The 14054-nt window shown below is 62.3% G+C and carries 19 protein-coding genes; 13 read left to right on the top strand and 6 right to left on the bottom strand.

The window, feature by feature from the left end; genetic code table 11:
• The first annotated feature begins 41 nt into the window (after positions 1 to 41).
• Positions 42 to 503 (top strand): universal stress protein, encoded by a 462-nt coding sequence (locus FKB36_RS07135; RefSeq protein ID WP_261597370.1) that lies wholly within the window; start codon positions 42 to 44, stop codon positions 501 to 503.
• Here FKB36_RS07135 and FKB36_RS07140 read toward each other — a convergent pair.
• A complete protein-coding gene (locus FKB36_RS07140; protein WP_261597371.1) occupies positions 495 to 1055 on the bottom strand; it encodes an endonuclease dU in 561 nt (186 codons plus the stop codon). The genes FKB36_RS07135 and FKB36_RS07140 overlap by 9 nt on opposite strands.
• 39 nt (positions 1056 to 1094) lie before the next feature.
• Here FKB36_RS07140 and aglJ point away from each other — a divergent pair, with 39 nt between their 5' ends.
• Positions 1095 to 2021, top strand: coding sequence for an S-layer glycoprotein N-glycosyltransferase AglJ (gene aglJ, locus FKB36_RS07145; protein WP_261597372.1), 927 nt, complete (start codon positions 1095 to 1097; stop codon positions 2019 to 2021).
• Here aglJ and FKB36_RS07150 read toward each other — a convergent pair.
• From FKB36_RS07150 to FKB36_RS07170, 5 genes are all read right to left on the bottom strand, one after another.
• Positions 2004 to 2534, bottom strand: coding sequence for an aldolase (locus FKB36_RS07150; RefSeq protein WP_261597374.1), 531 nt, complete (start codon positions 2532 to 2534; stop codon positions 2004 to 2006). The genes aglJ and FKB36_RS07150 overlap by 18 nt on opposite strands.
• A gap of 540 nt (positions 2535 to 3074) precedes the next feature.
• Positions 3075 to 3725: an NADPH-dependent F420 reductase gene (gene npdG / locus FKB36_RS07155; RefSeq protein WP_261597375.1), complete on the bottom strand. Its 651-nt coding sequence runs from the start codon at positions 3723 to 3725 to the stop codon at positions 3075 to 3077.
• Positions 3722 to 4009 (bottom strand): thioredoxin family protein, encoded by a 288-nt coding sequence (locus FKB36_RS07160; protein WP_261597376.1) that lies wholly within the window; start codon positions 4007 to 4009, stop codon positions 3722 to 3724. The genes npdG and FKB36_RS07160 overlap by 4 nt, the downstream gene beginning before the upstream one ends.
• A gap of 62 nt (positions 4010 to 4071) precedes the next feature.
• Positions 4072 to 5529, bottom strand: coding sequence for a preprotein translocase subunit SecD (locus FKB36_RS07165; protein ID WP_261597378.1), 1458 nt, complete (start codon positions 5527 to 5529; stop codon positions 4072 to 4074).
• Complete coding sequence (locus tag FKB36_RS07170; RefSeq protein ID WP_261597380.1) at positions 5526 to 6380, bottom strand: protein translocase subunit SecF; 855 nt, start codon at positions 6378 to 6380, stop codon at positions 5526 to 5528. The genes FKB36_RS07165 and FKB36_RS07170 overlap by 4 nt, the downstream gene beginning before the upstream one ends.
• Before the next feature lie 438 nt (positions 6381 to 6818).
• On the opposite strand from FKB36_RS07170, the gene FKB36_RS07175 reads away from it, so the two are divergent.
• From FKB36_RS07175 to FKB36_RS07225, 11 genes are all read left to right on the top strand, one after another.
• Positions 6819 to 7133 (top strand): DUF2551 domain-containing protein, encoded by a 315-nt coding sequence (locus FKB36_RS07175; RefSeq protein WP_261597382.1) that lies wholly within the window; start codon positions 6819 to 6821, stop codon positions 7131 to 7133.
• A gap of 53 nt (positions 7134 to 7186) precedes the next feature.
• Complete coding sequence (locus tag FKB36_RS07180; protein WP_261597383.1) at positions 7187 to 7456, top strand: hypothetical protein; 270 nt, start codon at positions 7187 to 7189, stop codon at positions 7454 to 7456.
• 2 nt (positions 7457 to 7458) lie between these two features.
• A complete protein-coding gene (locus FKB36_RS07185; protein WP_261597384.1) occupies positions 7459 to 7866 on the top strand; it encodes an archease in 408 nt (135 codons plus the stop codon).
• A gap of 9 nt (positions 7867 to 7875) precedes the next feature.
• The gene (locus tag FKB36_RS07190) at positions 7876 to 9312 is read left to right on the top strand and encodes an RtcB family protein (protein ID WP_315901826.1); all 1437 of its coding nucleotides are present in this window, start codon (positions 7876 to 7878) and stop codon (positions 9310 to 9312) included.
• Positions 9309 to 9887, top strand: coding sequence for a hypothetical protein (locus tag FKB36_RS07195; RefSeq protein ID WP_261597385.1), 579 nt, complete (start codon positions 9309 to 9311; stop codon positions 9885 to 9887). Before FKB36_RS07190 ends, FKB36_RS07195 begins: the two co-directional genes overlap by 4 nt.
• Positions 9888 to 9897: 10 nt before the next feature.
• Complete coding sequence (locus FKB36_RS07200) at positions 9898 to 10341, top strand: DUF2111 domain-containing protein (protein WP_315901827.1); 444 nt, start codon at positions 9898 to 9900, stop codon at positions 10339 to 10341.
• 5 nt (positions 10342 to 10346) lie between these two features.
• Positions 10347 to 11327 (top strand): biotin--[acetyl-CoA-carboxylase] ligase, encoded by a 981-nt coding sequence (locus tag FKB36_RS07205; RefSeq protein WP_261597386.1) that lies wholly within the window; start codon positions 10347 to 10349, stop codon positions 11325 to 11327.
• Positions 11328 to 11548: 221 nt separating this feature from the next.
• Positions 11549 to 12049, top strand: a complete 501-nt coding sequence (locus FKB36_RS07210) for a biotin transporter BioY (RefSeq protein WP_261597387.1) — start codon at positions 11549 to 11551, stop codon at positions 12047 to 12049.
• On the top strand, positions 12046 to 12717 hold the full coding sequence (locus FKB36_RS07215) for an ATP-binding cassette domain-containing protein (protein WP_261597388.1): 672 nt from the start codon (positions 12046 to 12048) through the stop codon (positions 12715 to 12717). Before FKB36_RS07210 ends, FKB36_RS07215 begins: the two co-directional genes overlap by 4 nt.
• The gene (locus FKB36_RS07220; protein ID WP_261597389.1) at positions 12714 to 13412 is read left to right on the top strand and encodes an ATP-binding cassette domain-containing protein; all 699 of its coding nucleotides are present in this window, start codon (positions 12714 to 12716) and stop codon (positions 13410 to 13412) included. The genes FKB36_RS07215 and FKB36_RS07220 overlap by 4 nt, the downstream gene beginning before the upstream one ends.
• Complete coding sequence (locus FKB36_RS07225; protein WP_261597390.1) at positions 13394 to 14047, top strand: energy-coupling factor transporter transmembrane component T; 654 nt, start codon at positions 13394 to 13396, stop codon at positions 14045 to 14047. Before FKB36_RS07220 ends, FKB36_RS07225 begins: the two co-directional genes overlap by 19 nt.
• The last annotated feature ends 7 nt before the right edge of the window (positions 14048 to 14054 follow it).

Genomic DNA, 14054 nt, shown 5'->3' on the forward strand with positions numbered 1-14054 from the left:
AGAGAACACGTTTTTGTACCCGAACACTTCTAGAGACTGGTATGTTCAGATCAATTCTCGTGGCGGTCGACGGATCGGAGATCGGCTGTCGGGCGCTCGAAGAGGCCCTTGCCGTCGCCCGCGCCATGGGGGTTCCCGTGCATGCCGTGCACGTCGTCCAGATCGCCACGTATCCCTCGCTGACCCTCAACGAACTCGAACCCCCCACTATCGCCCAGCAGGCGCTTTTCGACGCGCTCGACCGGGAGGCCGACGAGATCCTTGCCGACGCCGAAGAGAAGGGAGCCGCCGCCGGTGTCCCGCTCACCGCCCACAAACGCCAGGGACACCCGGGAGCGGAGATCACCGCGCTGGCACGGGAACTCGGCGCCGACCTGATCGTGGTCGGGTCGCACGGCAAGGGCCGGCTCGGCCGTTTCTTTCTCGGGAGCACCAGTTCCTACGTCGTCGACCACGCGGCGTCAACGGTCATGGTCGTCAGGGGCGAACCCGACTCATCCTGACGACCGGACGACGCCGCGGGCGATGAGCCGCGCCACACGGATGGGCTCGGGCACCCTCCCATCATACGTGAAGTCATTGCAGAGCCTTGCGGCGTCCTCCGAAGAGATACCGCATGAGCGCAGAAAGAGTGTATGTCCCGAACGGAGCCGGACGGGAAGCCGGTCGCCGAGCTTCCGGTATGCCGCAAGCCTCTCAACGTCGTCCGGGAAGTGGCGCCGGATATCCTCTTCGAGCCCTTCCGACTCCTCGTAGGTGACGACAACGACGGGAAGACCGGTCGCGGCATGCACCGCCGCCGGATCGATGATGTTGTACCAGGCGATGACGTTCCCGCCGATCATCAGGAGGTTGATGTCCCGGCGGGCGAGATGGGTGAAGAGCCGGACGACCGCATCGGTGGCATCCGATCCGCCGACGGTCACCCGGGCGAAGGCCGCTCCATCGATCCGGAGGTCCTTTCGCATGACGACGCCGGCAAGGGTGGACTGCTCCCTTCCTGCATAACTCTCGGCGACACCGAGAGCCCGGAGCCCCGATTTGGCTACGTGCATGCGAAGTCCTTATGTTGCTCAATCGGATATAGTACATCAATGAGCGTCGAGCACGATGAGGTCTGCATCTTCATCCCTACGTTAAACGAGGCCCCGACGATCGGCGAATTGGTCGAGGGATTCAAACAACGCGGTTTCTCCCGTATCCTCGTCATGGACGGGAACAGCACCGATAACACACCGGATATCGCACGGGCCGCGGGAGCGGTTGTCCGGACACAGACGGGGAAGGGAAAGGGCAACGCCATCATCGAGGCCGTGGATATCATCGATACGCCCTACGTCCTCATGCTCGACGGCGACGGCACCTACTCGCCGGACGATGCGGAGAAGATGCTCGAACCCCTCGGCCGTGGATTCGATCACGTCATTGGCGACCGGCTCGCAAGTCCCGAGGCTGGAGCGTTCACGCGGTTAAACCTCCTCGGCAACCAGCTCCTCAACACGATGTTTCGGATAGCGCACGGGAAAGACCTCAGCGACATCCTCTCCGGCTACCGCGCCTTTACCATCCAGTCGATCCGGCAGATGACGCTCAAAGAGGCGGGGTTTGAGATCGAGACGGAGATGGCGGTCGAGTCTGTGAGGAACGGGCAGCGGGTCACGGTCGTCCCTGTCCGGTATCTGGCGAGGCCCGGCACCGTCACAAAACTGAACCCGTTCCAGGACGGCCTGCGGATCTTCTCGACGATCTACCGGCTCGCGAAGATGAACAACCCGATCTTCTACTTCGGGATCATTGGCCTCTTCATATCGCTCATCGGGGGTGTCATCGGCGTCTATGTCGTTCTCGAGTGGCTCAAAAACATCGAGCACCTCCCGCTCACCATCCTCACGGTCCTTCTGATCACGATGGGCTTTCAGATCTTCATGTTCGGCGTGATCAGCGACATGCTGCTCGGGTTCCACCGCGAGACGACTCGCCAGATCGAGCAACTACAGAACCACTCAAAGCCTCCCCGATAAGAAGAGGATCCGGCAGGCGTACTCGGCGATCGAGGTGTAGATATACGCCTCGTCGAGCGTTTTTCCGGCTGCAAACGTCCCGTGCCCCCGGACGATGACGATATGGCCGTCCCGGAGCGCCCCCGCGACATTCTCTGCGATCTCCTCGGTCCCGGGACTCCCGGTGACAACCGGGATCTCGGGGCAGAGCATCCCCCCCTCGCTGTCGGCCGGCCGGACGAGGTCGGCATCGAGCGAGGCGGCGACGGCGTGAACCGGGTGGGCGTGGACGATGGCGGAGTGCGGGGTCGCCCGGTAGACCGCCCGGTGGACCCGGTACTCGCTCGAGGCCTCGCGCGGGGCGGCGCCCGCATCCGGCACAAAGACCGGCGCATCCCCCGAATCAAGATACGCGCCGGTCCTGGTGATCGAGAACCCGCCCTCGCCCCGAACGCTCATATTCCCAAAATTCGCTCCGACGAGCCCTTCCATAAAGAGCCTCCTTCCGACCCGTTCGAACTCCTGATCGAGCATCTCTGGCACCCCGGTTTTCTTGCAAGATGGTTTGGCGTGCAACGGGATATGTGCATGCCGCTCGGGGCACGGTGAGGAAGGGGCGGGTGTGTTGCGGGGGCTGGTAGTATGGGCAGGGGAGCCGGGTTTGAGGCAAGAGATATCAAATGCCCGATGGGCATTATCCTGGCAAGCCCGGCCCACTGGACCGTGGGGACTGCGCACCTTCGGCCGATCGCCAGTCTACACCCCGTGCACGGCTTCCCAGCGACTATCGCCATTGGGGGCGGCGGCTCGCGGGGAGGGGTCTCCCCTCCCCTGTCTCCACCTAATGTAGCGATGTCGGAAAACCCCACCCCGCCCGGCCTTCGGCCCGCCCAAGGGGCGGGGGCAGTGCGTGACGATGTCCCATGGAAAGCCGTGCCCGGGAACGTGGTAAACAGAACTACCGAGTTCTAAGAGGATGTTCATAGAATGAATACGAGCACCAAAGATCTTCGGCTTTTGGGGGCAGGCACGGGTCTCGAGCCATAAACCCTCTTCCCGGCCAAAAAAAGAAGATTATACAAACTTCACGCCGGCGTCCCGCATCTTACCAAAACGGGCGATGTTGAGGAGGAGAGGCGTCACGCTCTCGACGACGGATGCGGCCGCGAGCGGCCCCGCGTCATAGGCACGGAGGCTCGAGACGTTGTTGACGATCTCCATCACCTGCTGCTTCGCAGCGTCGTCATCGCAGCAGACGGCGACCGAGTAATCGAGTTCCTCGTCAAGCACCTTCCATTTGTTCGCGGCGATGTTGTTGAACGCAGCGCAGACGGTCGCGCTTTCAGGAAGCATTCCCTTGACCATCATCGCCGCCGAACCCTCCGGCGGAGGGGCGTAGTAGAAGTAGTTCGTGCGCTCGATCGGGTTGATAGGACTGACGACGATCTTCCCCTCGAACCCGGTCAGGGTGTTCAGGGTGGGCGCCGCGTGCTTGAAGGGTATTGCGAGGACGATGACATCCGCCTCGTCGACCACACGCTGGTTGGTCACGCCGGAAAGGCTGCATTCCATCCCCTGAACCTGCAGGGTCTCCCGGCAGATATCGCAGGTCGCAACCGCCTTTATCTCATCACGCGACCCCACGATCACGTCGTACTTCGGCGAGAGTCGGAGCGCCATGCCTTCCCCGATATCGCCGGTTCCCCCGACAATCCCGATCTTCACTGCTCCACCAGTGGTGTTAAGATGCCTTCGAGCGTGCCGAGGTCCTGGACGCCCACCAGCTTCCGGACGAGTTGCCCGTCCTTCTCGATGATAAGCGTCGGTACGAACTGGATGTCGTACTTGGCAGCATACTTCCGCGTCTGTTCCGAATCAACGCCGACGTCGATCTTCAGGATCTCGACCCGGTCGCCCATCTTTGCTTTGAGCTCGTCGATGATCGGTGTCTGCTGGTGGCACGGACCGCACCACTCGGCGAAAAAGTCCATTAAAACCGGTTTTCCCATAAGGCTGTACCCCGTTCAAACATTGTGTTTGAACGGGGCAATAAAGGTTATTGGTAGGGGTGTTATTTCGAGAGAATCGCCATGATAATCTTCCCGTACGCGGGCCGCGTCACCAGGATACCGATCAGGACGCCGAGTATGGTGATGATGGCAAAGCCCCGGAGCGTGGAGAGATCCATCAGCGCCAGCGGGAGCATGGCGATGACGACCGTCGCCGCAGAGATGGCGATGATCCTGAGCGCCCGCCCGTACCGCTTGAGGTAGAGGTTCTGCGACGGGACACGCCCCTCATGGAGAACTTCGTCCGTTATGATGATGAGCTGGTCGATACCGGTACCCACCACCGCTATCAGGCCGGCGATCGTGGCGAGATCGAGTTGTATGATGAACCGGGAGATCCCGAGAAGGATGACGATCTCGGCGAAGTTGACGGCGAGCATGGGGAGAACGATCGAGGGCTCGCGGTAGCGGTAGTAGACCATGACCCCCACGGCAAGCAGCGCGATGATCCCGGCAAGGGCGACCGTCATCTTGAACTGCTCGCCGAGCGCCGCCGGGACGGAGCCGGAGCCGACGATATCCACCTTCACCGGCAGGGCGCCGGCCCGCAGGTGAATCTGGAGCGTCATCGCATCTTCACGCCCGGAGTCGCCGGTCCCGGTGCTCGCGGAGAGCGAACTGACCGGGCCCGACCGGATCTGTCCCGCAAGTTCTCCGGAGAGGGGGGCGCTGTAGACGGTCTCGTTGTCGAGGATCATCACGAGATGATGAGCGTTCGGGTTGTCGACCGCTCCGGATTCGATGGCGGCGGCGCGGAAGGCCTCCGCACCCGCATCAGTGAGCGAGAACCCGACGCCCCACTGGCCGTAGGTGTCCCTCTGCGGCACGCCGACGCTGGTGATCTGGTCGCCGTAGAGGACGTGCTCGGTCTCGTTGCCCGTCGTCTGGACCCGTATCTCGAAGAGGCCCTGGGTGCCGACGATCTCCTGTGCCGTCGCCATATCCACGCCGGCGAGTTCTATCCGGACGTACTGGGGATACTCGCTTCCTGTCGGGGTGAGCAGGTTGATCCTCGCATCCTGCATCCCGAGGGCGTTCACCTTCTCGTTCAGGATCCGTTTCACCTCGTCTGCGGTGAACGGCGATACGCCCTCCTGGTAGGTGACGATCGAGGCGCCCGATGCCGCGAAGATCGGTTCGAGATCGGCACGCGAGACATTCTTTCGGATCTCGAGGTGATTCTCGTCGATCTGGATGACCTCTGTCTCGAGGCCTGTGCGCAGGTTCTCAATGAGGTCGCCGACTGACCCGTCAGTCGAGTAGGCCACGACCACGGACTGGAACTCCATCTGCAGCCATGAGCCCCCCTGGAGATCGAGACCAAACTGGAGGTTCCCCTCGAGCCCTTTCTCCGGGTTCGGGGGGGCGAGGTAGATGCTGACGAGGGAGCCGATCACGAGCAGGAGCAGCAGGGCGACCCGCCAGTCTTTGACGAGATTGGTTAAGGTTTCTTTATTCATTTCTTACCGCTCCTGAAGATGTGTGCTTTGAGAATCCCGGCGTTCAGCATCCAGGTGTTCATCATGTCGGCGAGGAGTCCGATGATGAGGACGCTTGCGATCGCGCTGATGATCTGGATCTGCCCCGCCGTAGCGACAACCCACATGGCGACGATGGCTCCGAGCGTCGTCGTCGTCATGATGATCCCGGTCCTGAATGCGCCGGAGAGTTTCTCTTCGAACTTGCCCTTGCGCTTCAGGAGTCGCGTAGTCAGAAGGACGTTGCTATCCGCAGCGTAGCCGATCAGCATCAGCAGGGCCGCCGTCGTCCCGAGGGAGAGCGGAATGCCGAGGACCTGCATGGCCCCGGCGGTGATGGTGATATCGGAAGCGGCCGCGAGGACGATGGCGCCCGACGCAACGGGGTTTCGGTACGCGATAAAGATCACGATGGCCACCCCGATGAACGAGAAGATCAGGGCGAGGAAGGCCTGGCTCTGGAGCGTCTTCCCGAATGTCTCGCCGATCTGGTCCACCTTTGCACCGGGGTACTTCTCATTGACGAGCGCGGAGAAACTCCGGTACTGGTCGTCGTCCATGGGACCGAACTGGACGTATTTCCCGTCGCCGACACCCTCACCCACCGATAGGAGCGGATACCCGGCGAACGTCGCCTCGATCGTCTCTCTGCTGTCGGATGTGAAGACCGTGACCGCCGTTCCTCCCGCAAAGTCGATGCCCGGTGTCAGGGGCAGGCCGGTGGCGAGCGTGGTGTAGCCCAGCACGGCCAGGGCAAGGAGGAGAAGGGCGAGAGGCAGCGCTACCATCTGCCGCGGAGAGTATTTGTTGATGTCATATCCGGAAAATTCCATGCTGCAATAATGTTCGGGTGTGATAGGTTAAAGGGTTGCTCATGGATATGCGGTGGAACCTGTTATTCGCCCGGATATTCCTGAAATAGCCGGTAAGAACGGAGTCCCGGCAGGAAACCGGAGAGGGGGCCATCTCGGGGCGTTCCCTCATGCGGTATCGCTCCAGCGTATGCGCGCCCGGCGGCGTTCACACTCCGGGGCAAGGAGGGTGCAGTTTATGCGCGCCGCGAAGAGGGATGTGGAAAAGGGCCGCCACAAAATTGCGAGTATTTTTCGTTAAAAACGGATCTAACCAACATTATCATGAATTACAGGAAAAAACGTCGTGATAAGCGACATGGAGCAATTTCGTCAGACAATTGTCGTCCTCCTGGCAGAACACGTAATTAAACGGGTGAAAAGAAAAGATATATATAAAATCCCGAATTACTACCACATATGAGATCGCCCGGTGAGCTCAAAAAAGAGATAGAATCTCGACTCAAAGGTTATCTCTCACGTGACCGGGACGGTATCCGGCATGAGTTGCTCAACCTATTCGTCAAAGTGAAATCTCTCACCATACCCCAGATCCACGAGAAACTGCAGGAGCGGTTCTCGATCAGTTATCACTCCATTGCGTCGATGGTAGGCATCATTGCATCCCGTATCGGCATCCTGCACGTGAGACGCAACGCAGAGGGAACAAACTCCATCTACGAGTTGAAAGATCAGTACGTGGACGTGGTGGCGAACGTCCTCGTGGCGACGTAGTTCCCGAAAACCATACCACTTTTTTAGCCACGCCGCCAATATGTGAGACTACCATGCAGAGCGATGTTGGGGAGCCAGGGCAGTCACAGGGCATATATGTCACGGAGGATGTCCGATCGTATATCCTCCAGAGAAAACGCGACTTCCGGGTGAGCACATCCTGTAGCGGACCCATCCTCCTGCCGGTAGCGGTCAAACCACCGAAGGCGACCGACCTGCAGATTCAGATCGGCGATTATACCGTCTATATCTCGAAGTATCAGGCCCGCTACATCGATTCCATCCACAGGGGAATGATCCCCATATTCTACGAAGACTTCTGATCATGAGTTTTGAAGAACTGGAGCACACCGCCGACGTCCTTATGCGGGTGCGGGGCGCGGACCTGACCGAACTCTTTGCCGAGGCGGGGCGCGCGATGTTCCATGTGATGTACGGCCCCTGCGAGGATCGGGGTATCGAGCGGAGGATCGAGATCGAGGCGGAGAACCTTGAATCGCTTCTCATCGACTACCTCTCGGAACTGCTCTTCGTCACCGAGGTCGAGAACACCGTCTTCTGCACCTTCGACGTCGATCTCCGGGGCACCCGGCTCTCCGCCCACCTCAGGGGCGAGCTGTTCGACCCCGCGCGGCACTCGGCGGGAGCGCTCATCAAGGGCATATCCTACTTCGGGCTCGAAATCGTTAAAGAAGAAGAGGGTTACGTGGTGGAGATCATCTTCGATATCTGAGTGATTGCCATGCTTACCGGAATCAATAAGATCGGGGATCTCGAATGGGAGGTTCCTATCGGATACGTCCCCGAGATGCGGGTACCCGGGCGATTCTTCCTATCCCGGGAGTTGGCGGAGACGCTCGAAGAGGGAGCCGTCCGCCAGCTCGCGAATGTCGCAACGCTTCCCGGGATCGTGAAGCACTCGCTTGCCATGCCCGACATCCACTGGGGATACGGGTTTCCCATCGGCGGCGTCGCCGCGTTCGATATGACCGAAGGGGTCATCTCCCCCGGCGGGGTCGGGTTCGACATCAACTGCGGCGTCCGGCTGATCACGACGCCGCTCACCGAGGCCGATCTCGCCGGCAAGAAACGTGAGGTGATCGAGCGGCTCTTTGCCGCCGTGCCGACCGGCGTCGGAGGAAAGAGCAACCTGCGGGTCTCGAACAAGGATCTCACCGCGGTCATGGTCGACGGCGCCCGGTGGGCGGTCGAGCGCGGGCTCGGCATCGAGGCCGACCTCGTCCGGTGCGAGGGCGAGGGAGCGATGCCGGGTGCCGACCCCGGCGCGGTCAGCGCCAAAGCGCGCCAGCGGGGTTTGCCGCAGCTCGGGACGCTCGGCGCCGGCAACCACTTTCTGGAGATCCAGGTGGCGAGGGAGATCGTCGACCCCGAAGCGGCAAAGACCTTCGGGATCGCCGAAGGACAGGTCTGCTTCATGGTGCACTGCGGCTCGCGCGGCCTCGGCCACCAGGTCGCGACCGACCACCTGCGGACGCTTGAAAGCGCGGCCGCGAAGTACGGGGTGCGCCTCCCCGACCGGCAGCTCGCCTGCGCCCCCGTCGACTCCCCGGAAGGCCGCGCCTACTACGGGGGCATGGTCTCGGCTGCAAACTACGCCTGGGCAAACCGGCAGGTCATCATGCACGAAGCGAGGAAGGTCTTCGCAGAGGTCTTCGGGATCGAGTACGACGAGATGCGGCTCATCTACGACGTCGCGCACAACGTCGCGAAGTTCGAGCGCCACGACGTCGACGGTGTCTTGACGGAGGTCTGCGTCCACCGTAAAGGCGCGACGCGGGCGTTCGGCCCGGGCGTCCCCGGCATCCCCCGCGAGTATGCCGCGGTCGGGCAACCGGTGATCATCCCGGGGAGCATGGGGACGTCATCCTACCTCCTCCACGGCACGAAGGCCGCGATGGAGAAGACGTGGGGGAGCACCTGCCACGGCGCGGGGAGGGTGCTCAGCCGGTCGAAAGCGAAGAAGGAGGTCAAGGGCCGGGAACTCCGGGAGCAGCTCGCAGGAGCAGGCATCCTGGTGCGCGCCCACAGTGACTCCGTCCTCGCCGAGGAGGCCCCTGATGTCTACAAGCCAAGCGGGGAGGTTGTCCGCGTCGTGCACGAGGCAGGCCTCTCGAAGATCGTTGCAAGGCTCGACCCGCTCGGGGTGATCAAGGGGTGACCGGCAGGACAGGGCTGCTCTGGGACAACCCCCTGATCTTCTCACGCCTCATCGAGGACTGCGGCGGCGCTTGCGAGTCGGTCAACCCGAACATGCTCGCATCTCCCTTCTGGCGCGGGAGGTTTGGTGCGCTCATCATACCGACGGGGTTTGCGAACCCGGCCTATTCGAACCTTCTCCCTGCTCTCCGGGCTGCAGAAGGGCGTATCCGGCGGTTTATCGAGAATGGCGGGCGGCTGCTGGTCTTCGGCGCGGGGTGCTGCCGTGAGGACGCCTACGACTGGCTCCCGTTCCCGGTGACCTATGCGTTCGGCTACGGGCCGCGTGCTGTCCGGTTCACCCGGGAGGGCCCCTTCAACTCCCTCTTTTCGGGGTATGACCTCGACGCCGTCGAGTGCGACGGCTCGTTCCCGTCGCACGGCGGCGAGACGCTTGCCGCCACCCCCGATGGCGAGGCGCTTCTTATCCAGAAGTCGCTCGGCGACGGAATGGTCCTGGTCACCAGCATCCATGAGTACCCGTCACGCGAATTCTTGAAGGAGTTCTCCTGCGGAGATAGGGAAACATTATTTTAGATAAAACCTGATGAACAGTATGGATACGGCCATGAATCAATACGTCGTCTCTGCGTCTTCGAGCGCGCGCGATCTCATCCCGATCGTGGTATGTATTCACGATCTGCTTGGTCGGCTGCCCGTTACGGCACGGTCCCGCGAACACCCCGGGGTCAGGGTCGAGGACGGGGAGGTGATCGACGAGGCCTATACCGGTCCGATCCTCGAGGAGGTCCTGGCGGAGAACGCCACATTGAGGGTCAGGCCCCCGAGCGGCCCATACAAAGGCATCCCGGTGGTGGTGGCGCCGGTGAGGGACGAAGAGGGCAACGCAATCTGCGCAATCGGCATCGTCGATCAGACCGGCATCTTTGATCTGGCGGGTTTTATGGAGCAGAGCACGGTGATCCGGAGGCAGGTCTGCGGCGAGGACCCGTGTCCGCTCCCGACCGAGTCGCCTGCAGCGAAAAGGTAATGGACATGAAGGATACGGCAATCAACGTATTGAAGATTCTCGAAGAATCGCCCGGCCCGGTATCGGGGGAACGGATTGCAGAGCAGCTGGGGATCACCCGATCGGCTGTCTGGAAGCAGATACGCGAACTCCGCAGGCTTGGGTATGGGATATCGTCGTCCCGGGCGGAAGGCTACCGCCTCGAGGAGAAGACCAACCGGCTCCTTCCCTACGAGATCAACAAGAAACTGCGTACCCGGGTCATCGGACGGCAGATCCGTCACTTCGACAACACCGCCTCCACGGGCTGGATCGCGAAGAAACTTGCCGCCGAGACTGACCCCGAAAAACTCCACGGCATGGTGATCATCGCCGAGGAGCAGACCGGCGGGGTAGGAAGGCTCGGACGCGCCTGGGTCTCGCCTGCCGGCGGCATCTGGCTCACCATTCTCCTGAAACCAAAGATCCCGCTCGATCACCTCTTCATGATCACCATGGCCGGATCGGTCGCGATTGCCCGTGCCATCCGCAAGGAGTACGGCATCGCCGCGCTCATCAAGTGGCCCAACGACATCTTCATCGGGGATAAGAAGGTCGGCGGCCTGCTCCTGGAACTTGCTGCCGAGGCGGATACCGTGCACTACGCCCTGCTCGGGATCGGGATCGACGCGAACATATCGCTCACCGAACTCTCGTCTCCCCTGAAGGATATCCTGACCTCGCTCAAGGCGGAGGTCGGCCACGAGGTCGACCGCGTGGCGCTGCTTGCCCGGGTTCTCCGGGAGTTCGAACTGCGCTACCAGCAGCTCGAGGACGGCGAATACGACTCCATCATCCGCGAGTGGAAGAGCCTCTCCATGACGATCGACCAACGGGTGGTCATCAAGACGATCAACAAGACCTTCGCGGGAGAGGCGATCGATATCGACGCCCGCGGCGCCCTGATCATCCGGAAGGACAACGGAAAGGTTGAGCGGGTCATCGCCGGGGACTGTTTCCAGTTCTAACCACTCATACACTTTTTAGGGTACCGGGCTCCGGGGAAGACCTTCCCCCGGTAACGGAACACCCTGAGAATTTCTTTCGAGCATGTCTCCAGGATCATCCGTCCACCTTACTGCCCTCTCCCGGCATTCTCCGGAGATTATGTGATGGGAACCGCCGGGGTTACCCGGCGTTCGTGCATCAACAGACATTTATGTCAACCACTCAAAATAAACAGGTTGACATGATCCACAGGGCCCGGATTCTCGCCTACAGCGGTACCTTCATCGCGCTGATCGCCGCCGGGAGCTGGATATCCATACCGCTCCCCCCGGTTCCGCTCACGCTCCAGACCCTTTTCGTCCTGTTATCCGGGATCGTCATGAAGCGATACGCGGTGATCCCCGTCGCCCTTTACGTCCTCCTCGGGGCGGCGGGCCTCCCGGTCTACCACAACGGCACGGCGGGCCTCGGGGTGCTTCTCGGTCCCACGGGCGGGTTCCTGATCGGTTTCATCCCCGCCGCACTCGTCGCCGGGCTCGCCTACGAACACGAATCGCCGACCGCGCGGGTCGGGGGACTGATCGCGGCAACCGTTCTCACCTATGCCTTCGGCGTCGCATGGCTCGCCTGCTCGGCATCGCTCTCGCTCTACCAGGCCATCCTGGTCGGCGTCGCCCCGTTCGCCGTCGGCGAGGTCGTGAAGGTCGCGGCCGCCTATACCATAGGAAAACGTGTGACATGATCCGTATCATCGATCTCCGGCACCGGCTGCTCGACATCCCCGACCTCGCGGTGGATGCGCGCCATATCGCCGTCATCGGGCCGAACGGGAGCGGCAAGACGACGCTTCTTTCGGTCTGTTCCGGCATCGAGGAGCCCGAAGCAGGGTCAGTCCGGCTCCTCGACCGCCCTCCGTCCGCCGTGAAGGTCGGCTGGGTGGGGGAGTTCCCCGACCGGACGCTCCTCTTCTCCCGGGTCTACGACGAGATCGCGTCGACGCCCCGGTTCCGCCACCGCCCCTGCCCCGAGACGGACGGGATGGTCCGGGCGGCCGCTGAGGTGGTCGGCATCCCGCACCTCCTCGGCAAAAAGGTCGCAGATCTCTCCGGAGGGGAGAAGGCGCTCGTCGCGCTGGCCGCCGCCTGTGCCGGCGACCCCGAGGTCTTCATACTGGACGAGGCCGACTCGCACCTGGACGGCGTGACGGCGGAGCGCGTCCGGCGCGTGGTGCAGGAGAACGCCGCAGCTCACGTGATCTGGTGCACGCAGTCGATGGACACCGCGGCCACCGCGGACTACGTCCTCTTCATGGAGAACGGCCGCGTCCGGCACCACGGCACCCCGGAGGAGGTCTTCTCCGCGCTCGATGAAACGTGCTTTTATCCCACGGTCTGGAGGGTCTCCCGGTGAGAGTCGAACTTCTCGATCTCACCTTCTCGCGGGGCTCGTTCTCCCTCCGGGGCAGCGGCACGTTCGGCGAGGGCGTGCACCTGGTCAGCGGACCGGTGGGGAGCGGGAAGTCGACGCTTGCCCTCCTGCTTGCCGGCCTGCTCCGGCCCGGGAGCGGAGACGTCCGGCGGCACGGCGTCCTGACGACGCAACTCCTGCTGCAGTTCCCCGAGCACCACGTCACCTCCCCGACGGTTGCCGGGGAGGCCGCGTCCTGGGGGCTTATCCCGGATGACGCGCTCAGGCTCGCGGAGTTGTCGGCGCGCGCGGACGACGACCCATTCCACCTCTCCCGCGGCGAACTCAAACGGCTGACCCTTGCCTGCGCGCTCCTGCGAGACCCGGATCTGTTACTGCTCGACGAACCGTTCGCCTCGCTCGACTGCGTCACGAAGAAGAAGGCCTGCGCGGTCCTCGAAGAGCGGGATTCCGGTATTACGATTGTCTTCTCGCACGAGCGCGCGATCCTTCCCCGGGTGGACACGATCTGGGAGATGGAAGAAGGCGCTCTTGCAGCCCGCGGCAGCGTCCCCGACGCGATCCCCTCCTGGCGGCACGCTCCATCGTATCTTCGGTATGCACTGGATCAGGGCGCCCGCCCGGAGAACATCAGGCTCTCCGACGCCCGGGAGGCGCTATGCAGGATCCGCGGCTGAGACTTCTTTCTGTCGCCGTCCTCTCGCTCGCAGCCTTCGCGAGCACCGTGGGAGCCGCCGCCGCACTCGTCTGGTGGCTGCTTTTTACACCACGCACAAAATCACTCCCCCGCCCGGGGGTGCTGCTCCCGCTCGTTGCGATAGTTGCCGCAACGGCGCTCGTCTCGGCGTGGGGCGGCGGCGCAGGGCTCTCCTACTTCTTTCGGATGACCGTGATCCTCCTCCTCGCCGCGTGGGCGTATGCCGGGACGGAGGATGGCGAGGTGCTTACCGTAGCGGTCTGGGCGCTCGGGAACCGGGTGGGGTTCGAGGTCGGGCTCATCGCTGAGATGGGGATTGGCGGCCTCTCCGTGATCCGCCGGGAGGTCGAGCAGGTGCGGGTGGCGATGGCGCTGAAAGGTATCCGGCCGGGTCTCCGCACGATCGTGCCGCTCGCCGTCACTCTCATCGTCATGGAGATCCGGCGGGCCGACGAGACCGCGCGGTTGCTTGTGGTACGGGGATACACAAGCGGGGGAAAGATATGTCCCCGGTTCAGGACGGATCCTCTGGACGTTCCCGCTGGAATGGCGGCCATAATACCCGCCATTTTATCAGCTCTACCTCTTAGTGACGTTTTTATATTAGTAGGATGAATTTTTG

The sequence above is a fragment of the Methanoculleus formosensis genome (genome assembly GCF_025384765.1).
Classification (GTDB): Archaea; Halobacteriota; Methanomicrobia; order Methanomicrobiales; family Methanoculleaceae; genus Methanoculleus; species Methanoculleus formosensis.